The sequence below is a fragment of the Faecalicatena faecalis genome (genome assembly GCF_012524165.2).
GTDB lineage: Bacteria > Bacillota > Clostridia > Lachnospirales > Lachnospiraceae > Faecalicatena_A > Faecalicatena_A faecalis.
The window spans coordinates 15837-39399 of the sequence record NZ_JABACJ020000002.1 but is presented as its reverse complement, the minus strand read 5'-3'; the positions used below and the strand labels follow the sequence as shown (position 1 = coordinate 39399).

At 36.7% G+C, this 23563-nt stretch carries 20 protein-coding genes; 19 read left to right on the top strand and 1 reads right to left on the bottom strand.

All coding sequences use genetic code 11. The annotated features are described in order from the left end of the window. Positions 1-2 precede the first annotated feature (2 nt). The 8 genes from HGO97_RS02860 (at position 3) to HGO97_RS02825 (ending at position 7570) form a co-directional block, all read left to right on the top strand. On the top strand, positions 3-677 hold the full coding sequence (locus HGO97_RS02860) for a double zinc ribbon domain-containing protein (protein WP_216239246.1): 675 nt from the start codon (positions 3-5) through the stop codon (positions 675-677). Between the two features lie 60 nt (positions 678-737). After that, positions 738-1133 carry a hypothetical protein gene (locus HGO97_RS02855; RefSeq protein WP_216239245.1) on the top strand — a complete coding sequence of 132 codons (396 nt, stop codon included), beginning with the start codon at positions 738-740 and terminating at the stop codon, positions 1131-1133. Between the two features lie 3 nt (positions 1134-1136). Next, entirely contained in the window at positions 1137-2285 is a 1149-nt protein-coding gene (locus HGO97_RS02850) for a hypothetical protein (protein ID WP_216239244.1), read from the top strand. A gap of 98 nt (positions 2286-2383) precedes the next feature. Beyond that, complete coding sequence (gene cdaA, locus HGO97_RS02845) at positions 2384-3211, top strand: diadenylate cyclase CdaA (protein WP_216239832.1); 828 nt, start codon at positions 2384-2386, stop codon at positions 3209-3211. After that, entirely contained in the window at positions 3198-4514 is a 1317-nt protein-coding gene (locus HGO97_RS02840; protein WP_216239243.1) for a CdaR family protein, read from the top strand. The genes cdaA and HGO97_RS02840 overlap by 14 nt, the downstream gene beginning before the upstream one ends. A 17-nt stretch (positions 4515-4531) precedes the next feature. Next, positions 4532-4807: an HPr family phosphocarrier protein gene (locus HGO97_RS02835; RefSeq protein ID WP_216239242.1), complete on the top strand. Its 276-nt coding sequence runs from the start codon at positions 4532-4534 to the stop codon at positions 4805-4807. 50 nt (positions 4808-4857) lie between these two features. Continuing rightward, a complete protein-coding gene (locus tag HGO97_RS02830) occupies positions 4858-5778 on the top strand; it encodes a nucleotidyltransferase family protein (protein ID WP_216239240.1) in 921 nt (306 codons plus the stop codon). A 118-nt stretch (positions 5779-5896) separates the two neighbouring features. After that, entirely contained in the window at positions 5897-7570 is a 1674-nt protein-coding gene (locus tag HGO97_RS02825; protein WP_216239238.1) for an S-layer homology domain-containing protein, read from the top strand. Between the two features lie 51 nt (positions 7571-7621). On the opposite strand, the gene HGO97_RS02820 is transcribed toward HGO97_RS02825, so the two are convergent. Then, positions 7622-8896 (bottom strand): lipopolysaccharide biosynthesis protein, encoded by a 1275-nt coding sequence (locus HGO97_RS02820; protein WP_281419928.1) that lies wholly within the window; start codon positions 8894-8896, stop codon positions 7622-7624. 214 nt (positions 8897-9110) lie between these two features. Between HGO97_RS02820 and HGO97_RS02815 the strand changes: the two genes are divergently transcribed. From HGO97_RS02815 to HGO97_RS02765, 11 genes are all read left to right on the top strand, one after another. Continuing rightward, complete coding sequence (locus tag HGO97_RS02815; RefSeq protein WP_216239237.1) at positions 9111-10214, top strand: polysaccharide pyruvyl transferase family protein; 1104 nt, start codon at positions 9111-9113, stop codon at positions 10212-10214. A 16-nt stretch (positions 10215-10230) separates the two neighbouring features. Then, the gene (locus HGO97_RS02810; RefSeq protein ID WP_216239235.1) at positions 10231-11445 is read left to right on the top strand and encodes a glycosyltransferase; all 1215 of its coding nucleotides are present in this window, start codon (positions 10231-10233) and stop codon (positions 11443-11445) included. Positions 11446-11459: 14 nt separating this feature from the next. Next, positions 11460-13475 carry an S-layer homology domain-containing protein gene (locus HGO97_RS02805; RefSeq protein WP_330654151.1) on the top strand — a complete coding sequence of 672 codons (2016 nt, stop codon included), beginning with the start codon at positions 11460-11462 and terminating at the stop codon, positions 13473-13475. A gap of 174 nt (positions 13476-13649) precedes the next feature. Further along, complete coding sequence (locus HGO97_RS02800; RefSeq protein WP_216239233.1) at positions 13650-14618, top strand: glycosyltransferase family 2 protein; 969 nt, start codon at positions 13650-13652, stop codon at positions 14616-14618. 98 nt (positions 14619-14716) lie between these two features. Next, positions 14717-15694 carry a glycosyltransferase family 2 protein gene (locus tag HGO97_RS02795; RefSeq protein WP_216239230.1) on the top strand — a complete coding sequence of 326 codons (978 nt, stop codon included), beginning with the start codon at positions 14717-14719 and terminating at the stop codon, positions 15692-15694. A gap of 49 nt (positions 15695-15743) precedes the next feature. Continuing rightward, positions 15744-16898, top strand: a complete 1155-nt coding sequence (locus HGO97_RS02790) for a glycosyltransferase (protein ID WP_216239229.1) — start codon at positions 15744-15746, stop codon at positions 16896-16898. Between the two features lie 135 nt (positions 16899-17033). Beyond that, the gene (locus HGO97_RS02785) at positions 17034-18218 is read left to right on the top strand and encodes a nucleotide sugar dehydrogenase (RefSeq protein WP_216239228.1); all 1185 of its coding nucleotides are present in this window, start codon (positions 17034-17036) and stop codon (positions 18216-18218) included. 68 nt (positions 18219-18286) lie between these two features. Beyond that, positions 18287-19813, top strand: coding sequence for a glucosyltransferase domain-containing protein (locus tag HGO97_RS02780; RefSeq protein ID WP_216239227.1), 1527 nt, complete (start codon positions 18287-18289; stop codon positions 19811-19813). A 156-nt stretch (positions 19814-19969) separates the two neighbouring features. After that, positions 19970-21373 (top strand): undecaprenyl-phosphate glucose phosphotransferase, encoded by a 1404-nt coding sequence (locus HGO97_RS02775; protein WP_216239226.1) that lies wholly within the window; start codon positions 19970-19972, stop codon positions 21371-21373. Positions 21374-21388: 15 nt separating this feature from the next. After that, positions 21389-22618: an LCP family protein gene (locus tag HGO97_RS02770; protein ID WP_216239225.1), complete on the top strand. Its 1230-nt coding sequence runs from the start codon at positions 21389-21391 to the stop codon at positions 22616-22618. Between the two features lie 11 nt (positions 22619-22629). Further along, positions 22630-23562, top strand: coding sequence for a glycosyltransferase (locus tag HGO97_RS02765; RefSeq protein WP_216239223.1), 933 nt, complete (start codon positions 22630-22632; stop codon positions 23560-23562). Position 23563 lies beyond the last annotated feature (1 nt).

Below are 23563 nucleotides of genomic sequence, written 5' to 3'. Positions count from 1 at the left end.
TTTTGTATCCTCCGGTATGTCCTTTCTGCGGCCGAATCTCACGAGAGGGAATCTGCAGCTTATGTAGAAAAAGGCTGCCGTATATCAGCGAACCGCGCTGTATGCGATGCGGAAAGCCTTTGGAAAAAGAAGAACAAGAATACTGCCGTGACTGTGGGCGGCATTCCTCTTATTATGAACAGGGGCGCAGCATATGGCTGCATCGTCCTCCTGTGTCGCAGGCCATTTACCGATTGAAGTATAAGAATAAAAGAAATTACGGAAAGGTGTTTGCACAGGAAATGGCACGATGTTATGGAGCGCAGATCAAAAGATGGGGCGTCCAGGAAATCGTTCCGGTTCCCCTGCATAAGCGCAGGCAAAGAAAGCGAGGATATAATCAGGCAGCAATCCTGGCTGAGGAGTTAGGAAAGCTTCTGCACCTTCCGGTAGATGCAGATGTGGTCCTTAGGATTCGCGATACAAGACCCCAGAAAGAGCTGAATGATGCACAGCGCTCTAAGAATCTAAAAGGCGCCTTCGCAGCGGCCGGACATGATCGGGTAAAGCCCGTGGTACTGGTCATCGATGACATTTATACGACAGGCAGTACGATACAAAGAGTAGCGAAAATGCTGAAAATGGCAGGGGCTGAAAAAGTGTATTTTTTGACTATAAGCATTGGACAAGGACTCTGACTATATGCTATACTAAAAATGATGTTTACTGAAAGCATAAGAATACTTCGAGGTGAAGCTATGTTAGATAAAAACCGTATCAGGCTGATGACGAAGATGGCACAGTATGAAAAGTCACTGGCGCCGGAAGATTTAAAGATCAGCAGTTATTATAAAAAAGACTATGCAAGTATGAATACCCTGATTACAGTAATCTGGATCACGATTGGATATGCACTGGCTGCAGGGCTTGTTGTATTGTGCAATGTAGATGCACTGCTCAAGGATCTGACCATGACGAAGATGTTCATCATCATTGCTGTGGCAGTCGGTGCTTATATTATTCTGCTTGTTGTGTATTGTGTATGTGCCAGCAGCTTTTACAAGTCCAAGCACAATAAAGCAAAGCAGCGTGTAAAAATGTATTACCGCGATTTATCCCGTCTGGGAAAGATGTATATGAAGGAGAAGAATTAAAAAATGAGTACTTTACTTGTCTGGAAAGAGCAGCTTCAAAAGATATATGCAAAATATTCCACTTACATTATGAAGGCATTACAATTCGTTCTGGGATTATGTGTTTTCGGCCTTATAAATTCGAATATCGGTTTTATGAAAGCCGCTTCTTCTATCTTATGTACAGTCGGGCTTTCCGTTGTATGTGCATTCCTCCCGCTTGTGGTGATGGTGATTGCGGCAACGGTCCTCGTGCTTTTGCACTTTTATGCGTTGTCCATGCCGATTGCACTTGTATCGCTGGTCATTTTCCTGATCATGTATATCTTTTATTTTCGGTTTACTCCTAAAAAAGCATGGTTGGTAGTATTGACTCCCGTTGCATTTGCTTTAAAAGTCCCATTTGTGATTCCGGTTGCTTTTGGACTCCTTGGAACACCAATCTGGGTGCTTCCGGCAGCATTTGGAACAATCGCATACTATATGATTCATTTTGTGAAAGTATCTTCTTCTGCTTATAAGGGGGCAGATGCCAAGAGTCTCGTGGAAGGGCTGATGGCATTTACAAAGCAGTCCCTGAATAATAAAGAGATGTGGGTGATGGTCCTGGCGGTTTCTATCAGTATCCTGCTTGTGTATGCCATCCGCACCAGATCCATCGATCATTCCTGGAAGATTGCTTCAGCAGTAGGAGCTGTGGCGGCGATCGTCGTTGGAACAGCAGGAAATATTGCCATGAATGTGCATTTGTCCTATGTGCTTCTGACTGTCAGTGGTGTGGCAGCAATGCTTGCTGGACTAATTCTGGAGTTTTTATTCTTTTCTGTGAACTATGCACGGACAGAGCGTATGCAGTTCGAGGATGACGAATACTATTATTATGTAAAGGCTGTTCCGAAGGTTGGAGTATCTGCACCGGAGGTCAGTGTGAAACATATCAATGAAAGAAAAGAACAGGCAGATTCACAGGAGACAGTGGTGATAGATTCACAGGATGTGAAGCAGGCCGTAGAAGTGAAGAAGCGTCCTCCACAGAAGAGACGTCCGGCACCGAAGCCGAGGAATCAGGTGAGAAAAGTGGATCATGCAAGAGCAGCGGATGAGATTCTTTTGACAAGAAGCCTGACAAGAGAACTTGGATTAGAGAATCTGGAAGATGAATTAAATAAATAATTTGGAAAATGCTATTAGGGAGTATCATTATAATTAAGACAGGAGGTGGCATAGTGGAACAGTGGATAAGAAGATTTTTTGATAGTTATGTGAATGACATGTACTTTCCGAATGTACACCTGACGGATATTATTGAGATTCTGATCGTTGCGGTGATCGTATATGAGATCATGCTGTGGATCAAGAATACAAAGGCGTGGATGCTTCTTAAGGGAATGATTGTCCTGGCATTGTTTATCCTGGTCGCTGCGATTTTTCAGATGCACACGATCCTGTTCCTGGCCAGAGAATCGATCAATGTGCTGGCAATCGCCGCCGTGGTCGTCTTTCAGCCGGAGCTGCGTCGGGCTTTGGAAAAGTTGGGAGAGAAGAATCTGCTCAGCAATATTAATCTATTTGACAGGAACAAAGAAAACCAGCGCTTTTCTGACGAGACAGTGGAAAGTCTGGTGAAGGCCTGTTTTGACATGGGGAGTGTCTGTACAGGAGCTTTGATCGTAGTAGAACAGGCAATACGTCTTACGGAATATGAGATGACGGGGATAGAGTTAGACTGTAAAGTTTCCTCTCAGGTGCTGCTCAACATCTTTGAGCATAATACTCCGCTCCACGATGGCGCGGTGATTGTCCGGGGAAACAGAATTACATCTGCGACCTGTTATCTGCCATTATCTGACAACATGCAGATCAGCAAGGATCTGGGAACCAGGCACAGAGCTGCCCTGGGGATGAGCGAGGTGAGTGACGCCCTCATCATTGTTGTATCTGAGGAGACCGGACAGGTATCCGTGGCAATGGGCGGACAGCTGGCGAGAGGAATTACGCCGGAATATCTTGCGACAAGGCTGAGTCAAATCCAGTATAGGACCTCTGAGGGAAAGAAATTTACTATACGGAAAGGACGGCAGAAACATGAAGAAGTATAAGTTTACAGATAATCTCGGGCTGAAGATTATGGCTCTTGTTTTTGCAGCTCTTTTATGGCTGGTGGTAGTCAACATAGATGATCCCATAGAAAGTGCCACTTTTCGGAATATACCAGTTACATTGCAGAACACACAGGTTGTGACGAATGGAGGAGACACCTATACCATTCTTGATGATACACAGACAGTCAGTGTGGTCGTGACAGCGAAACGTTCCATCTTATCTAAGATTTCAACAGATAATATAGCGGCAACAGCGGATTTTGCAGAGATGCAGATGGAATCTTTAGTTCCAATTAAGGCTTCACTGACAGGATATGACAAGTATACGGCAGAAGCAACACCAAGTAATTTGAAGGTAAAGATAGAAAAATATACAACGAAGGTATTTCCTCTGACGGTCAGTGCATCCGGCGCCCCGCGTGACGGACATGTAGTCGGGGAGTTCGCACCAAATCCAAATAAGATTCAGGTGAATGGGCCGGAGTCCTTGGTCAACAGTATTGACAAGGCAGTGGCTAAGGTAGATGTCTCCGGTATATCAAAGTCCGGGGTCTTACCAGCAGAATTAATATTTTATGGCAGCAGTGGCAATTTAATTGAGACGACGCAGCTTACGAACAATTTAGGAAAAGAAGGGGTTACTGTTAATGTAACAGTTCTGAATACTAAAAACTTGACGTTGAAGTTCAGTGTTTCAGGAATGCCGGAGACAGGATATGTCTTCAGCGGTCTGACGAGCGAACCAGAAAAGATACAGGTCTGTGGGACAGCCGATGCGTTGTCCAGTATTTCCGTACTTGAGATTCCGGCAACGGAATTGGATATTACAGGTATGAATAAAAAGATGGAGAAGACCGTGGATATCCTTCCGTATCTGCCGGATGGAATCGAATTAGTAGATGAGACGGCAAATAATGTGATCGTAACGGTGAGCATAGAAGAAGAGGGAACCCGGACGATTGAGCTGCCGGCGGAATCGATTCGTGTAGATAATCTGAATGATAATCTTCTGATTTCTTATGATAAGGATACAAAGATCGAGCTGCAGTTCAGAGGACCAAAGCAGGATCTGGATGCACTTGACTTAAAGGATGCGGTCTATATTGATATGAAGAGCCGCGTGAAGCCAGGAAAGTATGATGTACCTGTCAATGTGGATCTGCCGGATGATGTGAAAGCAGAAGTTTCATTGTCCAAGCGTCCAAGCGTGAAGGTGACTGTGACGGAAAAAGAGGACAATACAGGTTCTTCCGATTCAACGGATTTAACGGAGTCAACGGAACCGAAGGATAAAGAGTAAGGGAGGGGCAGCACAGAATGGTAAGTGAAAAAGTGATTATCAAGAATCCAACAGGTCTCCATTTAAGACCAGCAGGATTGTTCTGTAAGACTGCTATGCAGTATGGCTGTAAGATTACAGTGGAGAAAAAGAACAAGCATGAAGATGTGACAGCAAACGCAAAGAGTGTATTAAGTGTACTCGGAGCTTGCATTAAAAGCGGGGATGAAATTCGTATTGTCTGTGAAGGGGAAGATGAGGAGTCAGCTCTCGAGGAGATGGTACGTATCGTAGAGGACGGCCTGGGAGAGTAAGAGCCTGGCAGGAGAAAAGTAAAAAAAGAGACAATGCAAGGAGAAGGAAAATGAGTAAAGCTACATTAGTGATCATGGCAGCAGGAATTGGAAGCAGATTCGGAGGCGGAATCAAGCAGTTAGAGCCGGTAGGGCCGAACGGTGAGATTATCATGGATTATTCCATTTATGATGCAATGGAAGCGGGATTTGATAAAGTGGTGTTTGTCATCAGAAAGGATCTGGAGAAGGACTTTAAGGAAGTGATCGGCAATCGCATTGAAAAAGTGATAGATGTTGATTATGCATTCCAGGAGGTCGATGATATCCCACAGCCTTACAAAGAGACGTTCAAGGAGAGGACAAAGCCGTGGGGAACCGGACAGGCGATTCTGTGCTGTAAAGATGTGGTGGATGCTCCATTCCTAGTGATCAATGCGGATGATTATTATGGAAAAGAGGCCTTTCAGGAAGGGTTCGAATATCTGACTGGTGCCCAGAATAACGAGGGCAGAGAAATCTGCATGATTGGATTTGTCTTAAAGAATACCTTGAGTGATAACGGGGCAGTTACCCGTGGAATCTGCCAGGTCGGGGACGATGGCATGCTGACAAAGATTGTTGAGACACACAATATAGAGAAAGTAGAGGGCGGCGCAGCCATACGCAAGGAAGATGGATTGGAGGCGGTGGATGTAAATTCAGCGGTTTCCATGAATATGTGGGGCTTAAGGCCAGATTTCTTCCAGACGCTGGATGGCGGATTCAAAGAGTTTTTAAGTAAAGTTGAGCCTGAAAATTTAAAGGCGGAATACCTTCTACCTACAATTATAGGGGAGCTGTTGGAAGAAGGGAAGCTTGCTGTGAAAGTGTTAAAATCACATGACAAGTGGTTTGGAGTAACTTATAAGGAAGACAAAGAAGCAGTAGTTGCGGCAGTAAGGGGATTGATCGATGCGGGAGTTTATCCGGAGAAGTTATTTGAGTATTAAAAAAAGTGAGAGGCATGTGCATCCATAGTGGGTGCATGTGCTTTTGTGCGTTTTTAGATGGATGGGAAATAATGGAAGAAAGAGTAGTTTAATTGATTAGATAGAAAGGGCGTTATAGATGATGAACAAGAAGAGAAGGTTAACTGCTTTATTTTTAGGAATTTGTATGTCGGTGGCAAGTATATCCATGCCTGTATCTGTTAGGGCAGAGGAGGGACAGATGCAAGATAGTACGGATTCATCGAGTACAATCAAGGATACTGATCAACAGGAGACAGAGATGCAGATGGACGAGGAACAGGTAGATTCTAAAGTCGGAACAGAGGAAGTCCAGAATCAAGAACAATCAAATAACAGCGAATTGGGGGACGAAAGTTCAGAAGTTCAAGGTGATGATAACAACACAGAAACTGATCAATTGATAGACAACGCCAATGTAGATGATGGTTCAATTTTGGAAGAAAATCAGGCACAACAAGATGAGGCTGTGCCACCTGAACAGCAAGGACAAAAAGCAAATAGTTGGAGATACCGTGATGGTGAACTGCTCACAACACCAGAATACAGATCAAGGGCATCATCTTATCCCAATGCATGGGAAAAAGTTAATGGTGTTTATATGAACAGTGCAGGACAGCCAATAAAGGGTGCAGTGAAAAAAGGGATTGATGTTAGTTATGCACAGGGAGTAATTAACTGGGAAAAAGTAAAAGCAGATGGAATTAGTTTTGCGATTATACAATGTGGCTTTGGAGACGACTATAAAAATCAGGATGATAAGATGTGGGAATATAATGTCTCAGAATGCGAGAGGCTCGGAATTCCATATGGAGTGTATCTATATTCCTACGCGACTAACGTAACGATGGCAAAAAGTGAAGCAAAACATGCCCTCAGGCTGTTAAGAGGGCATAATCCGTCATATCCTGTTTACTTTGATATGGAGGATGATACAACTGTTAATCTTAGCAGTGAGCTAAAAGGACAGATTGCAAAAGTTTTCTGTGATACTATCATGGCGTCAGGATATAAGGTTGGCATATATGCCAATTTAGATTGGTGGAGTACACAACTTACAAGTTCTGTTTTTAGTAATCCTTCATGGTCTAAATGGGTGGCACAGTATAATACCACATGTGACTATGCAGGTAAATATGATATTTGGCAGTGTACATCAGCTGGTAAAGTAGATGGAATAGATGGCAATGTGGATGTGAACTTTTTAATGAGCCATGATTTACCATATAAAGATGTGAATGTAGATAGCTGGTATTATGATGCAGTCTCTTATATGTATGAAAGTGGGTATATGACAGGTCTTGCCTCTGATAAATTTGGTCCGTCTGCACAAATAAGTCGTGCGCAGTTTACAACAATTTTATATAGAATGTCGGGATCACCTCAGATTGGTTATTCTGCAACATTTCCAGATGTGCCTAATGGGCAATTTTATACAAGTGCAGTTCTTTGGGCAAATAAAGTGGGAGTAATTACTGGATATAAAAACACAGGTAACTTTGGACCAAGTGATTTTATCACAAGAGAACAAATGGCCACTATACTATATCGTTATGCTAAGTATTGCGGATATGACACCTCACAACGTGGTGATTTAAGTAAGTATAGTGATCGTGGTAAGGTTGCACCATTTGCTCAAGATGCTATGCGCTGGGCTGTTGGTGTTGGTATAATTAGTGGAAATGCAAATGGAACTTTAGCACCTAGAAATCCGGCGGACAGAGCAGCTACTGCTGTTATGATGATGCGATATGAGACGGTTTTGAAATATTAATAGATAAATGCGGAACATCCAACGTTTTTAGTTAGCTGTTCCGCATTTATATTAAGAGCTCTTTATCTTTGACAACTTCACGATTATGCATATATATATAATGACAACGAAAGTCAAACATGCAGAAGCTAGGGTATAAAAGCTCGAAATCCCCATAATACCGTATGAGATAGCTGCCTTTTTTCCTCCTAATAAAAATAGCAGACTGATAAGCAAATATCCCCAAACTAAATTTTTCTGATATCTGGTAACGGTGATAACCATAGTGAAAAAATTGACTGCAGCCATCAATCCTCCGCCCAATAGCAGTATTACCAGTTCTGATTTATATGCGGATAAATCCACACTATACAATAGTGAAAGAACAGGAATGCCCAGGAGATATCCCATTATCATACATAATAAAGTGAGAATAGCGATGATAACAGTCTGACGTAGTATTAAAAGCCAAAATTTTTTCAAATCTTTCTGATTCCAGATGATTGCTAACTTATGTACAAGAGGTTGATAAATAAAAGTACTGAGAAGGCTGATTACAAAAACCGGCATAAAAATGTAATTAAATTCCGCCTGCTCTTTGCTGGTTAATACTATGTCTATAGAATATTTAGGAGCATTCGCCATATAAATCTGTAGAAATGTAGAAATAAAAATGGGAAAGCAGTCCACTGTTAGATTTTTAAAATGAGTAAAATTAAAATGCCCTTTTTTATAACTTACAGTACGTATAACAGAACCGTTTAATATAATGGATAAAGCAATTGTAGTTAAAAGACAAATGACGATAGTTATAATTAAATCGTGGATGAAGTAGTATATGAGCATACATTCTATAATATAAGTGAATAGTCGAATAGTTAGAATTTTACCAGCTATTTCTAGATGATCATGTTGTTGAAGTAAACCATGAAATACATCTTCAAAAGCATCAACAGCTTTTAATCCACAAACCAATAAAATTACAATTGATTTTTCGGAATCATATGAACCATTATAATAATGAATACCAACATATATAATTGCAACAGTCATCATTAGGATTGTTGTAAAGATTCTTGAGGAAAGATATTCACGAAAAATAAACTGTTCATTAATATCAGATACCTGATATTGACGTACACCATATCGCCCAATCATTATTAAAAGATTTGCAATAGCATATGCTATAACAAAATTACCAGCATCTTTTATGTTATCGATTCGGGAGATAACCAAGAGAATTATAACTAATTGGAAAGAATTCAACATTGCAGAAGTTGAATTCCAAATATACGCATCTCGTTCTTTATGTTTACTTTGAATAAGAAAATTTTTGATGATAAGCACCTCTTTTTTTATAATCTATACGTATGTATGTTACAGAAATTTTGGAGGAAAGTCAATAAAAACGTTTACGGTTTGTAGGTATTTTAATAATATATTAAATTGAAAAAAGAAATTCGAATTACTATGTTGCGTATTGAGTGATTGTATATTAAAATTTGAAATGATATACTGTTAATAAGAAATTGTTAAATAATGACTAGAAAGAGAATTAAATATGAAGAAAATATTTATACATGCTTATATGGCTGGCAATTTGGGGGATGATTTATTTGTAAGAGTACTTTGTGAACGTTATCATAATATGACTTTTAGAATAATAGCGGATGATACGTATAAAAAAAGATTTAAGGATATCCACAATTTGAAAGTGTATTCTCCAGACAGTTTCATAGTTCGCGCAATAGACTGGATAATATATCGACAAAAGAATAAAAAAAGGGGTTTCTGGAAATTGATGCTTAAAACTTCATATGCAACTGTACATATAGGAGGTTCTGTGTTTGTGCAGCATGCCAAGAATTTTTCGGATGCATATGAATTAGACAATGAAATTGTAACTATGAGTAAAAGAACATATATAGTAGGAGCGAATTTTGGTCCCTTTATTGATAAAAAGTATTACAATGATTATTATGAGTTATTTAAACAATACAAGGGGATTGTGTTCAGAGATAGATATTCATATGGATTATTTAAGGAACTGCCGAATATAAAATATGCTCCGGATATCATTTTTAATATGAAGATTAAAGAGAAGGTACCTGAAAAGCACCAGGTGCTTATTTCGGTTATAGATATGAAAAACAGAAATGGTGAATTTGGAATAAGCCAGTATAGTGATATGTATCAAAAGTTTATTGTTGCGCTATCAAGGCAGTATTTATTATTGGGATATAACGTGAAATTTATTTCGTTTTGTAAGTACCAGGGAGATGATAAAGTAATTGATGAGATTATTGAATTGTTAAAGGCAAATGAAAATCGTATTTCGGCATGTTACTATGATTATGATTTCCAAATTTGTTTAAAAAGCTTTATAGAGTCAGAAATAGTTATAGGAACAAGATTCCATAGCGTTATTTTAGGGTTGATTACAGGTAAAAAAGTGCTCCCTATTATATATGATAGTAAGACGAGAAATATTCTAGAAGATATGGGATATGATTTATTTGTTGAATTAGAATGTTTGGAATATCATTTAAGAAATATGGCTAATTTGATAGAAAGAATTGATGAAGTGCAGAACGTAGATGTGGAGAAGTTAAGGTATGAGGCACAAGGTCAGTTCAGTGATTTAGATAAACTTTTTAAACGGTGAGGTATGGGGGGCTTTTATGGGTAGTGAATTGATTAGTGTATTAATGGTAAACTATAATCATGAGGAAACGATAGGAGAAACGATAGAAAGTGTATTAAGTCAAACGTATTCAAATATACAGTTTATTATTGTTGATGATGGTTCCACGGATAATTCTTGTAATGTGATTAAAAAATATAATGATTCCCGCATTGAATTGTATCGGCTAGAAAAGAATTGTCATATTTGTCAGGCAACAAATTATGGGTTGACGAAAGTTAGAGGAAAATATCTTGCAAGGATAGATAGTGATGATATTTGGTATCCAGGAAAATTAGAAAGACAAATAAATTTTCTTAAGGAGGATTCAACAAGGGATATATGTTTTTCATGGATAGATTTGATTGATGAAAATGGAAATAATATAAATGAAGAATGTGGGGAATTGGTTAGACTTTTTGAGACAAATTATAAAGGGCAGGAAGAATGGCTTCATACTTTTTATTTCATAGGAAATTGTCTATCTCATCCATCTGTATTAATGAAAACAAAAGTAATGAATGAAATAGGGGGATTTGAGCTTGGTTATATGCAGGCACATGATTTTGATTATTGGATCAGAATAGCAAAACAATTTTCAATTTATATAATTCCAGAAAGGCTATTAGCGATGAGACGGTTCGTGGAATCTGTCAATAAAGGGAAAAATAATAGTAACGATTCGATAGAATGTAATACTCGCTTTTTTAATGAGTTTACTGATATCAGAGCGCATTTTTTTGACGATATGGACAATGCACTTTTCAGAAAAACGTTTGGAACTGATTTTATAAATAAAAATGCTAAGACTGAATTAGAGTTAGAATGTGAGAAGGCTTTTTTAATGTGCAGGCCTATTTGCGGAGAAAAAGGTATACCTCCTGCTGGAATACGACGTTTGCACGAATTGTTTAGGCGACCAGAAGCTGTGTCGGTTCTAGAGGATATATATAATTTTAGAGTGCAGGATTTATATCAGTTGACGGGAAAACACTTATATTGTGATAAAATGTGGAATAAAAGATTAGAGAAAGCACTGGAAGATTGCCAAAGGCTGCAAGATAAAGTAGAAAGATTGGAAGAGGAGAATAAGAATCAAAAGAGATTAATTCAGGAATATGCTGAATCTACGACATGGAAGATTATGGCACCCTTCAGAGAAGTTGGGAGAGCTGTAAAGAAAATGTCAGCAATAAATAAAAAGATGTCTTGAGAGGAGTTTATATTGTGGGAAAGATACAAAAGAGTATAGGTATTGTAGTTCTAAGTCTGTTTTTAGGTCTATTTATTAGTATGTACATAGCATTAGAGGTTAGAGCAGAGGAATATGCAGATCGTCCAATTACTTCAATGGATGAGGAAGGAAATATCTGTGAAGTTGAACCGGAGATTGGTCTTGTACAAGACGAGATTTCAACTTTTGCCAATACTAATGAAAAAATTGTGAATTTTAACACAAAAGGAAATGCGGTCACTGAATATGTAGAGTTTGGGACGAATGAAAGCGGCTACACGAATGGGGCATTTGGAGCAGATGCCGCTTATCTGGGGGAATCTAATGGAAAAATAAAGTTTATGTTATCAGGAGTAATAGGACTGGTTGATAAAGGACAAGTTCAAGTGATTAATAAGTCGTCGGCAAAAGCATTGAGTTATTATACCGTATCAAATGGATGGCTTGTACATAAAATTGTTACAAATGTTAATAACGGCGGCGCTGCTAGCAGTGTCCGTTGTGGAAAGGCACCCTCATATCTGTCTGAAGGCGGTCAATATTTTAGTTATGATGGTAACTATTTTTATAGGGCAGATAGTTTTGGTGTGATGTTAGAGGATTATAAACATAATAACCGAAATAATGCTATTAATGCAGCAGCCCCATATTTTAATTATTTTCAATATCTTCCATTGAGAAGTACAAGTAATTATTCGGCATCCGTCTTAGATTCATTGATTATAGCAAAGACAACGTCAGAATCAAAGATGAGAGGTATAGGAGATAGTCTGAAAAAAAATCAGGATAGTTATGGTGTTAATGCCATATTAACAGCAGGAGTTGCGGCAAACGAGAGTGGATGGGGGAATAGTTATTATGCGAAGTATAAAAATAATCTTTTTGGGATAGCAGCAGTAGATTCCAATCCGGATAATGCTATCGCTTTTCCGAATGTAAGCACATGTATTAAAGATTTTATGGAAACGTATATGTCAAAGAGATATTTAAACCCTCAGAACTGGGTATATTATGGTGCGTTTTTAGGCAATAAGGGAAGTGGTATTAATGTAAAGTACGCATCTGATCCTTATTGGGGGGAAAAGGCGGCAGCACATGCATGGAATCTGGATGATCATGGAGGGAGTTTAGATCAATTTGCATATTCATTAGGCATAAAGGATCCCGTTGCAGGAGTACACCAGGATATAAATGTAAGAGCGGCTAGTAATTTGAATTCCAAAGTGTTATATACAACGGGAAGTCAGTCAAATGTAGCATTTTTGATATGTGACAAAAATTCACAAAGTGGTTTTTACCAAGTGCAGAGTGATGGCGTATTGAATGCTTCAAAGTCAGGGATTGACAATAACAGTGGTAAATATGATTTTAATAAAATGAGGTTATTTGTATCAACGGACTATATTTCCATTATTAACGAGGGAAATAAAGAAAATGGAAATAGTGGAAGTGATAATATATCTGGTATCGGTCAATTTCAAGATATTAATGGTGGATGGTTTTATGAATATGTAAAATATGTATACGACCGTGGTATTATGACAGGATTAAATCAAACAACATTTGGACCTACAGCAATACTCAGTCGAGGACAATTTGCAACGATTTTATATCGAATGGCAGGACAGCCTAATGTATCCTACAGTAATGTATTTCCAGATGTACCTCAGGGAGCCTTCTTTACCTTACCTGTATTATGGGCTTATAATAATGGGATTATAACAGGATATAATAATGGGTATTTTGGTCCGCCAGATTTGGCAACAAGAGAACAGATTGCTACATTAATGTATCGATATGCAAAATCATTAGGTTATGATACAAGTGCAAAAGGTGATATAAATGTATTTCCAGATACAAATAAAGTGAGCGGGTTTGCTAAAGAGGCTATGGTGTGGGCAGTTGGATCAGGAATAATAAAAGGCGATCAGGGAAAATTGAATCCACAGGGGCGTCTTAGTAGAGCTCAATGTGCTACCATTATTACACGTTTTATGGAATTGTATTAGTATATTTCTGTGAATAAATAATAGTATATTCTAATGAATGAATGCTTACTATTGACAGGGAAAGTTCAGATGGAATATACTTGTTTGGAAGAATTGTTCCTAGTTTATGTAAATCATAACTAAAATATAATTATTAGGAATAGAAGTTACTATTTAGTGAGAGAGGATAAAAGCATGAAACTTATTATACAAATTCCTTGTTATAATGAAGCAGATACATTGGAGATTGCGTTGAATGCACTGCCGAGGCAAATAGAAGGAATAGACAAAATTGAGTATTTAATTATTAATGATGGAAGTAAAGATAATACAGTGGAGGTGGCAAAAAATTGGGGAATTAATTATATTGTCAACTTCAAAAGAAATAAAGGTTTGGCAAAAGGTTTTATGGCAGGGTTAGATGCATGTTTGAGGAATGGAGCAGATATAATTGTGAATACAGATGCGGATAACCAATATTGTGCAGATGATATTGAAAAGTTAGTACGCCCAATTGTAGAGGGAAAGACGGATATCGTTATTGGAGAAAGACCAATTGATCAGACTGAACACTTTTCGCCATTGAAAAAGAAGTTGCAACATTTGGGGAGCTGGGTAGTGCGCGTCGCATCGAAATCAAGTATACCAGATGCACCAAGCGGATTTCGTGCATACAGTCGTGATGCTGCCATGCAGATGAATGTTAGTAATGAGTATACTTATACTTTGGAAACCATTGTACAAGCTGGTAGGAATAAGATTGCAATGGAGTCAGTCCCAATTAGAACAAATGAAGAGTTAAGACCATCAAGGTTGTTCAGTAGTATGTTTGGTTATGTAAAGAAGTCCATGCTTACTATACTTAGGGCATTTATGATGTATAAACCTATGCGTTTCTTTACTATTGTAGCTGCGATTCCTTTTTTGATCGGTCTTGCGTTAGGCATTCGGTTTTTGATATATTTTTGCTTAGGAGCAGGTAGCGGGCATGTTCAGTCTTTAATTTTGTCCAGTACTCTAATGATGCTTGGTTTTATGACGTTTATTATTGGACTTCAGGCAGATATTATAGCGGCAAATAGAAAGCTCTTGGAAGATGTGAGATACAAGGTTAGTAAGATGTATTATGGGCAATCTGAGGAAGAAAAAGAGGATAGAGAATAGTTGTAGAAACTTAGGAAAGTGGATATTAAATAACTTAATATCCACTTTGTGCGTTTGAGAAAATAGGCGTATATTAATATAGAGAATAGAGGACAAATATGAAGGTTACGGTGATTATTCCAAATTACAATGGAAAACATTTTATGAAAAATTGTTTGGAATCTTTGATGAAGCAAAAATTTGAAGATTTTAAGACAATAGTTATAGATAATTGTTCAACAGATGGTAGTCTGGAATACTTGAAAGAAGATTATCCAGAGATAGAGGTGATTAGTCTTGATCAGAATTATGGATTTAGCTATGCAGTTAATTTGGGGATAAAAAGGTCGAAAACACCATATGTGATTTTATTGAATAATGATACTGTAGTTGATCAAAATTATATAAAAGAAATGGTTCGTATGATAGAAAAGAATAGGAATATATTTTCTGTCAGTAGTAAAATGATTCAATTATACAATCCTAAATTAATAGACAGCGCAGGTGATTTGTACACTGTATTGGGGTGGGGAATTTGTCGAGGGGCAGGCAGATCAATTAGAAACTATACAAAGGGTGATAGGATTTTTTCGGCGTGTGCAGGGGCAGCAATTTATCGCAGAGAGGTATTTGATAAAATTGGTTTTTTCGATGAAAATCATTTTGCATATATGGAAGATATAGATATAGGATATCGTGCAAAAATATTTGGCTTTGATAATGTGTTTTGTCCAACTGCACATGTTTTTCATGTGGGCAGTGGGACAAGTGGTTCAAAATATAATTCCTTTAAGGTTAAGCTATCAGCAAGAAATAGTATATACCTTATCTATAAGAACATGCCAATGTTACAATTGATAATAAATAGCATACCATTAGCAATGGGATATTTACTAAAGTACTATTTTTTTAAAAGTAACGGATTTGGTGAGGACTATAAAGCTGGGCTTAAAGAGGGAATACAAACAATAAAAAAATGTAAAAAGGTGAAATTTACTTTGAAACACTTGCGTTTTTATATGCTTATAGAAGGTGAATTGATTTTAAATACCTTTTCCTATGTTGTAGATTGGGTAAAAAGGAAATTTCATAGATAGATTATATAAATAGAAAGAACATCAAGGTAAATGAAAGTGAGAGGAAAATATGTCGATAAGAAAAAAAATATTGGTGACTGCATCTACATTTCCGCGCTGGAAAGGAGATACAGAACCTAGATTTGTATTAGATTTATCTAAGGCCCTAACGGAGTATTTTGATGTAACAGTTCTGGTTCCAGCATGTCCAAATTCAAAAGATGTTGAGATATTAGAAGGGATAAAAGTAATTAGATATCATTATTTTCCCATTCATAAATGGGAAAGTCTGTGTTATCCAGGTTCAATTGTTCCTAGAATCAAAGAGAAGAAAGTAAGAGGTTTATTAGTCCCTTTTCTGTTTATCGGCTTGTGGTGGAAACTTTTTAGGATTCTTCCAGATTATGATATTGTACATGCACATTGGTTGATCCCCCAGGGAATTGTACAGTCCTTCTTTAAAAAAGAGTATATAGTTACTGGTCATGGAAGTGATATTATGTCTTTAAACAAAGGCCTTGTTAAAAAGCTTAAAGTTAGAACGTTAAAAAGGGCAAAATGCGTTACAGTGGTATCGGAAGCATTAAAGACAAAGGTACTTGAGTTAAATCCCTCTACTAATGTTGTGGTACAATCAATGGGATGTGACTTGAAAGGATTTGGACAAATAAATCGTAGAGAAAATTTTTTTGATCAGGGTGAAAAGAATGTAGTTTTATTTGTTGGAAGGCTTGCAGAAGTAAAAGGGGTTGAATATCTTATAGATGCAATGAACGGCATAGATGCTAAACTGGTGATTGTTGGCGATGGACCTCTTAAAGAAGAACTGGTCAATAGAGCAGACTCCAGAAAGGTGATTTTTTTAGGTGCAAAATCGCATGATGAGTTAAAAACAATCTATGCTTCTGCGGATATATTTGTTATGCCTTCAATTACTGCAAAAGATGGAAGTCGTGAAGGTTTTGGACTGGTTTTGCTAGAAGCTATAGCATCAGGGTTACCTGTTATTGGCAGTGATTCTGGAGGAATACCTGAAATAATTCTTGATCATGAGACTGGTTTACTTGTTCCAGAAAAGGATGTAGAGGGGATTCGAAGGGCTATACAGAATTTGATTGATGATAAAATTCTAGTGAATAATATCAAAGAGAATGCAATGAGAAGGCTAAATGCATTTTCATATGATGAGGTTGCAAAAAAATATAGGGACTATTTAGATGGTTAAATTGTATAATATTTAAAAATGTTCTGTGTTGGTTATAGAAACATGAACGTGTTAACATGGACGTATTTACCTTGATATAATTTTTAGAATATGCTAGAATGAGGCGATATAGAGGAAAGAAGGTTAAAGGTAATAATGAAGATAGCAGTTGCAGGAACGGGATATGTTGGATTGTCAAACGCAGTGTTACTGTCCCAGAATAATGAAGTGTTTGCAGTAGATATTATTCCAGAGAAAGTAGAAATGATTAATCAGGGGAAGTCACCTATTGTTGATGCAGAAATAGAAGAATTTTTAAAAAATAAAAAATTGAATTTAAAAGCAACAACAAATGTTGAGGCCGCTTATAAAGACGCTCAATTTGTTATCATTTCTACACCTACTAATTATGACCCTAAAATGAACTATTTTGATACATCTTCTGTTGAGACTGTGATAGAGACAGTTATGAAAATAGCTCCAAATGCAACTATGGTTATAAAATCTACTGTTCCAGTTGGATACACTCGGACTATAAGAAAAAAATTTAATTGTGAAAATATCATTTTTTCACCAGAGTTTTTAAGAGAGGGACAAGCTTTGAAGGATAACCTATACCCGTCTCGTATTATTGTAGGGGCACCTATGGAAAATCCACAGATGGTAGAAAAGGCCAAAATTTTTGCGGGTTTATTAAAAGAGGGCGCTATAAGTGAGGACATCCCAGTTCTATTTACAGATCTTACAGAAGCAGAAGCGATTAAGTTATTTGCAAATACTTATTTGGCTATGCGTGTATCATATTTTAATGAATTGGATACATATGCTGAAATAAAAGGTCTCAATGCGAAACAGATTATTGAAGGCGTGGGACTGGATCCCAGAATAGGTAAACATTATAATAATCCTTCCTTTGGGTATGGTGGGTACTGCCTTCCAAAAGATACTAAACAATTATTAGCAAATTATAATGATGTTCCTAATAATATTATGTCAGCTATAGTAGAATCGAATAGGACCAGAAAAGATTTTATTGCAGAACGTATAATAGATAGGAATCCACAAATTGTGGGGATTTATAGATTGACAATGAAGGCAAATTCAGATAATTATCGTCAGTCCTCCATACAAGGGGTAATGAAACGAATCAAGGCAAAGGGGATTGAAGTGGTAGTTTATGAACCAACAATGAAAGAAGAATTTTTCTTTAAGTCAAAAGTAATAAGAAACTTAGATGAGTTTAAGAAAATTTCGGATGTGATAGTGGCTAATAGATACAGTTCAGAGTTGGAAGATGTTATTGATAAAGTGTATACTAGGGATTTATATTTTCGAGATTAGTAAAGGTGATACTATAGAGTCTACGGCATCGAATTTGCCGGGACTCTATTTTTAGAGGAGAAGGAAAAATGAAACTTAAAAAGTACATCGTCAAATGGAAAAATGTGTTCATTACAGCAGCAATCTTTTCATTTCTTTGCTTTTGTTACATGTTAGTAAATCCTGGAATTTCTATAGATGAAGAAACATGGATTCAAATAGAAAAGCCATTTGCAATGTGGTTAGTCCAAGGCCGTTGGGGAATTGATTTATTTAACTTTTTTTCAGGAAATCATTGGAGATATGCACCTGTTTTATGGGATATCCTTGCAATTGTAATCTGGAATGGAGCAGGAATTATTTTTAGCTATGCAATGTTTGGGGACAAGGTTAAAAAAATTCCTCTTTTTTTCTTCCAGGCGTATTTTTGTTCACTTCCTTTTGTGTTGGGAGAAATGTTTTCATTTTCAATGTTTAGTCTTCAAATTTCTCTCGGTATGTTTTGTACGGCAATCGCATTTCACTATAGCATTTTAACATTTGAATTAAGAAAAAAACAAAAATGGTTGTTTGCACTAATGTGCTTAGTTTATGCATTTTCTGTTTACCAATCATATATATGTGTCTATATTACGGCAGTTTGCGCATATGGATTTATATCTTTTTTTGAGAAGGAAGAAAAAGTTTGGAAGAAAATTTGTTCGTGTGCAGTGCTGTGTCTTATTGGAATAGGGATATATTATACAGTGCACTTTATTTTGATGAAATTCGTTGGAACGACTAGTTATCTTTCTGATAACTACGTGGGATGGTTTGATGCAGGAGGGATAGGTAAGGCGCTGTTTCTGGCATTTGCGAATGTTGTCAGAGTGTCTTTTGCAATACCAATAGCAGGAGAATATATTTATGGTGGTGAAGTGATTCGGAGTATAACAGTCGCATTTATTTTGATTGTTTTATGGTATGTGGTAAAGGAAAAAACAATGAACAGAAAAGCAGGAATTTTGTTTTTTTCTTTTGCATTAATCATTTCACCATTCTCGTTATTTTTAGCTTTAGGAACTTATAAAACACACGGGAGGGTGCTGCTAGGACTTGCTCTTGCGGGTGCTGTCGAAATATATATTTTGTTTAATGCTATAAAGGAAAGGACTTTAGAGTATGTTGGAATCATAGCAGGTGCATATATATTGTTTTTAAATGCTAAAAACATGAATATGCTATATTATTCTGCTAACGTTGCATATGAGCATGATAGGACTATTGCAAATCAAGTGATGTATGATATTAAAAAATCAGGGTATGACTATCATAAAGAACCAATAGTTTTTTTGGGAATGGAAAAGATGGATGATGTAGGACTGGTGGTTTCGGATACTGTGGGGAGTTCCATTTTTGAATGGGATGATGGAAATATTTTGCGTATGTGTAATTTTATGAAGACTGAAGGCTACCGTGTTGTTGCTCCAGATCGAAAGGATATTTTGCGGGCATTAGAATTCAAAGGGACAATGAAAAGTTGGCCGCAAGAAGGGAGTATTATAGAAAGAGATGGGATTATCATAGTTTTTTTCTCAGAGCCTAGTGATAAATGGTATAGTATAAATTTAATATAATTGATTAAAGCATATTACAAAAATATTAACAGAATGTTAAAAGAACAAGAAAATTTGCTTGTCCTTTATAGAAAAGTATTGTATCATATAACAGAAAATAATGACGTTTATATAGCGAGTACTTTTATAAATGGAAGTAAAGTAGGGTGAAATCGATTGATTAAAGATAATCAGAAATATTTTAATCGTATTCAGGTAGTTATCGATGGTATTATTATAATTATATCATATATTATATCTTGGATGTTGAGGTTTAGAAGTGGAATTTTTGTGATGGATGATTGGTATCTTCCATTAGAAGTTTATATGCGCGCATTGATTTATATTGTTCCCGGATATTTAGTTTTATATACAATATTTCAATTATATACGCCCAAGAGAGTGCAGGGGAGAAGGTTAGAAGCATGGCACATAATGCAGGCTAATGCAATAGGTGTTATGGGATTTATACTAATCCTCTATTTAATAAAAGAACCAAATTTCTCCAGAACTATGATTTTTGTGTTTTTTGTCGTTAACGTATTTTTAGGGGTGTTGGCTAGAAATTCTATACGTATCTTTTTGAGAAATATACGTAAAAACGGGTATAATCAAAAACATATGATTTTAGTTGGTTATAGCCGTGCGGCAGAGCAGTATATAGATCGAATTGTTTCAAATCCAGAATGGGGATATTCGGTAAGAGGAATCCTTGATGATCATCAGCCGAGAGGTATGGAGTATAAAGGGGTTAAAGTAATCGGCAGTATTGACAATCTTTTAATTATACTTCCACAGAATCGAGTAGATGAGATTGCAATAACTCTTGGTATTGATGAGTATCATAAACTAGAATATATCGTTAATATGTGTGAAAAATCGGGAGTTCATACAAAGTTTATACCTGATTACAATAATATAATACCAACAAAGCCTTATACAGAAGATTTATTAGGCCTTCCAGTCATTAATATTAGACATGTTCCGTTAAACAATACAGTAAATAAGATTATTAAGAGAGCAGTAGATATATTGGGGGCAGTTTTTGCATTAATTTTGTTTTCACCGGTTATGGCTGTGACGGCGATGGCTATTAAAATTTCTTCTACTGGTCCTTTGATTTTTGAGCAGGAGCGAGTTGGTTTGCAAAACAAACCATTTGCTATGTATAAATTTCGTTCGATGGTAGTGCAGGATTCTGATAAAGAAAAGAATAAATGGACCACCAAAGACGATCCAAGGGTGACGAAAGTTGGAAAATTCATAAGAAAAACAAGTATTGATGAGCTTCCACAACTTTGGAATGTTCTAAAAGGTGATATGAGCCTTGTGGGACCAAGGCCCGAAAGGCCTCTATTTGTAGAAAAATTCAAGGAAGAAATTCCAAGATATATGGTGAAACATCAGGTACGGCCGGGATTAACAGGATGGGCTCAGATTAATGGTTTTCGAGGAGATACATCTATAAAAAAGCGGATAGAATATGATCTCTATTACATTGAAAATTGGACAATCGGTTTTGACTTTAAAATATTGTTTTTAACTTTTTTTAAAGGGTTTATTAATAAGAATGCTTATTAAATAAGGGGAAGTAGTATGGCAAAAAAGAAATCCAAAAGTAGAATGACAAAAGAACAAAGAGTTTTTTTACATAAGAAGAAAATGAGAAGACGTATCATACTTCTTATTGTAGAACTAATACTTCTTGTTGCCTTAGGGGCAGCAGCGTATGCAATGTCAAAATTTGATAAATTGGATTTTCAAACGATAAATGAAAAGAATTTGGAAATTTATCAGGATACAGGTGAATTTACGAATATAGCACTTTTTGGGTTAGATTCCCGGGAGGGGGAGCTAGATGGGGGAGTCCGTAGTGACTGCATTATGGTGGCAAGCATAAATAATAAGACAAAGGAAGTGAAAATTGTTTCAGTATTTAGAGATACTTTGACTCAGCAATCAGATGGGACTTATGAAAAGGCAAATGCTGCATATTCTTTTGGGGGACCAGAGGAGGCAATTGCATTATTAAATAGGAACTTTGATTTAGACATAAAAAAATATATGAGTGTTAATTTTAATGCATTAGCGGATGTGATTGATTTACTTGGTGGTATTGAATTAGATTTAACGGAAGAGGAAGTTTTTTGGACAAATGGTTATTGTACAGAGACTTCTCAAGTTGTAGGACGTACTACTACGGAACTTACGAAGCCTGGAAAACAGACAGTGGATGGGATTCAAGCTGTTTCTTATGCAAGAATTCGATATACACAAGGAGATGATTTTAAACGCTCTGAACGACAACGCATTGTTTTGCAACAAGTAGTAGAAAAGGCTAAAAGTGCAGGAATTACTACATTAAATAAAATTATTGATAAGGCCCTGCCACAAGTGTCAACTAATTTATCCAGCAGTGATTTTATAGGAATTGCAGCCAGTGCGGCGAAGTATAAAATTGGCGAAATGAAAGGTTTTCCTTTTGATGTGACCACTTCAGAAGATGTGTTAGGAATGGAAGGTTCCTATGTTGTACCTATAGGTTTTTCGGATAATGTAAGGCAGTTGCATGAATTTTTATTTGGCGTAAAAGATTATAAAGTCTCTGATAAAGTCCAGGAAATTAATAGTGATATAGTATATTTGACAGGAATAGCAGGAAATGAAGAGAAAAATTTAGAGGATGAAAACGGATCGTTAGATACTGATGAGAGTTATGGACAGGGCAATCCAGATGAGAATTATAATACAGAAGGAAGCTATGATGTGGAAGAAAATTATAATACAGAAGAAAGTGATGATTGGGGAACAGAAACAGCATGGTAAAAGGAGAGTAAATGAGGTATAGGACTGTTGATATAATTATTCCGATATATAGACCAGATATAAAATTTGATATATTAATTTCAAAACTGTTGAGGCAGAATTATCCGATTCAAAAAATAATAGTTGTTAATACAAAATCAGGAAGTTTTCCTTATGAGACAGTAGGACTCAGTAAAAAGATATCTGTGATAGAAATATCAAAAGAGGAATTTGATCATGGTGCAACGCGGAATATGGCAGTACAAATGTCAGATGCCGAAATAGTTGTCTGTATGACACAAGATGCTGTTCCGCAAAATTATCAGTTAATCGAATACTTAGTTGCTCCGTTTGATGATGAAAAGGTGGGTTGTACTTATGCAAGACAACTTCCTGCTGAAGAATGCGATACAATTGAGCGTTATACAAGACAGTTTAATTATCCGGCTAAAAGCTGCATAAAAGATATGCAATCAGTGAAAGAAATGGGGATAAAAGCATATTTCTGTTCTAATGTTTGCGCAGCATACCGGAGAACTTATTATGATGAAGCAGGTGGATTTATAAAAAAAGCAATTTTTAATGAAGATATGATAATGGCTGCCCATATGTTGCAGCTAGGGTATAAATGTGCATATGTATCGGAAGCGGAGGTGATACATTCTCACAACTATACATGTACACAGCAATTAAAAAGGAATTTTGATATAGCAGTATCACAACTAGAAAATCCAGAAGTATTCAAGGGGATAAAGTCAGAAAATGAAGGAATAAGATTGGTGAGGAGTACTGCGGTTTATCTTGTTAGAGAGAAAAAACCGTGGTTACTTGTGCAACTGGTGGTTAAAAGTGGATTTAAATATTTAGGCTTTTTACTTGGGAAAAACTATAAAAAGTTACCGTTAAAATTAATATTGTTATGTTCTTTAAACCCGAAGTATTGGACAAATATGGATAAAGAATAAA

Bases quoted from the DNA above. Each gene is read 5' to 3' on its own strand.
- HGO97_RS02830 (WP_216239240.1), top strand. From the start codon at position 4,858: ATGAGTAAAGCTACATTAGTGATCATGGCAGCAGGAATTGGAAGCAGA.
- HGO97_RS02850 (WP_216239244.1), top strand. From the start codon at position 1,137: ATGAGTACTTTACTTGTCTGGAAAGAGCAGCTTCAAAAGATATATGCA.
- HGO97_RS02785 (WP_216239228.1), top strand. From the start codon at position 17,034: ATGAAGATAGCAGTTGCAGGAACGGGATATGTTGGATTGTCAAACGCA.
- HGO97_RS02815 (WP_216239237.1), top strand. From the start codon at position 9,111: ATGAAGAAAATATTTATACATGCTTATATGGCTGGCAATTTGGGGGAT.
- HGO97_RS02780 (WP_216239227.1), top strand. From the start codon at position 18,287: ATGAAACTTAAAAAGTACATCGTCAAATGGAAAAATGTGTTCATTACA.
- HGO97_RS02835 (WP_216239242.1), top strand. From the start codon at position 4,532: ATGGTAAGTGAAAAAGTGATTATCAAGAATCCAACAGGTCTCCATTTA.
- cdaA (WP_216239832.1), top strand. From the start codon at position 2,384: ATGTACTTTCCGAATGTACACCTGACGGATATTATTGAGATTCTGATC.
- HGO97_RS02825 (WP_216239238.1), top strand. From the start codon at position 5,897: ATGATGAACAAGAAGAGAAGGTTAACTGCTTTATTTTTAGGAATTTGT.
- HGO97_RS02800 (WP_216239233.1), top strand. From the start codon at position 13,650: ATGAAACTTATTATACAAATTCCTTGTTATAATGAAGCAGATACATTG.
- HGO97_RS02840 (WP_216239243.1), top strand. From the start codon at position 3,198: ATGAAGAAGTATAAGTTTACAGATAATCTCGGGCTGAAGATTATGGCT.
- HGO97_RS02790 (WP_216239229.1), top strand. From the start codon at position 15,744: ATGTCGATAAGAAAAAAAATATTGGTGACTGCATCTACATTTCCGCGC.
- HGO97_RS02770 (WP_216239225.1), top strand. From the start codon at position 21,389: ATGGCAAAAAAGAAATCCAAAAGTAGAATGACAAAAGAACAAAGAGTT.
- HGO97_RS02765 (WP_216239223.1), top strand. From the start codon at position 22,630: ATGAGGTATAGGACTGTTGATATAATTATTCCGATATATAGACCAGAT.
- HGO97_RS02855 (WP_216239245.1), top strand. From the start codon at position 738: ATGTTAGATAAAAACCGTATCAGGCTGATGACGAAGATGGCACAGTAT.
- HGO97_RS02795 (WP_216239230.1), top strand. From the start codon at position 14,717: ATGAAGGTTACGGTGATTATTCCAAATTACAATGGAAAACATTTTATG.
- HGO97_RS02810 (WP_216239235.1), top strand. From the start codon at position 10,231: ATGGGTAGTGAATTGATTAGTGTATTAATGGTAAACTATAATCATGAG.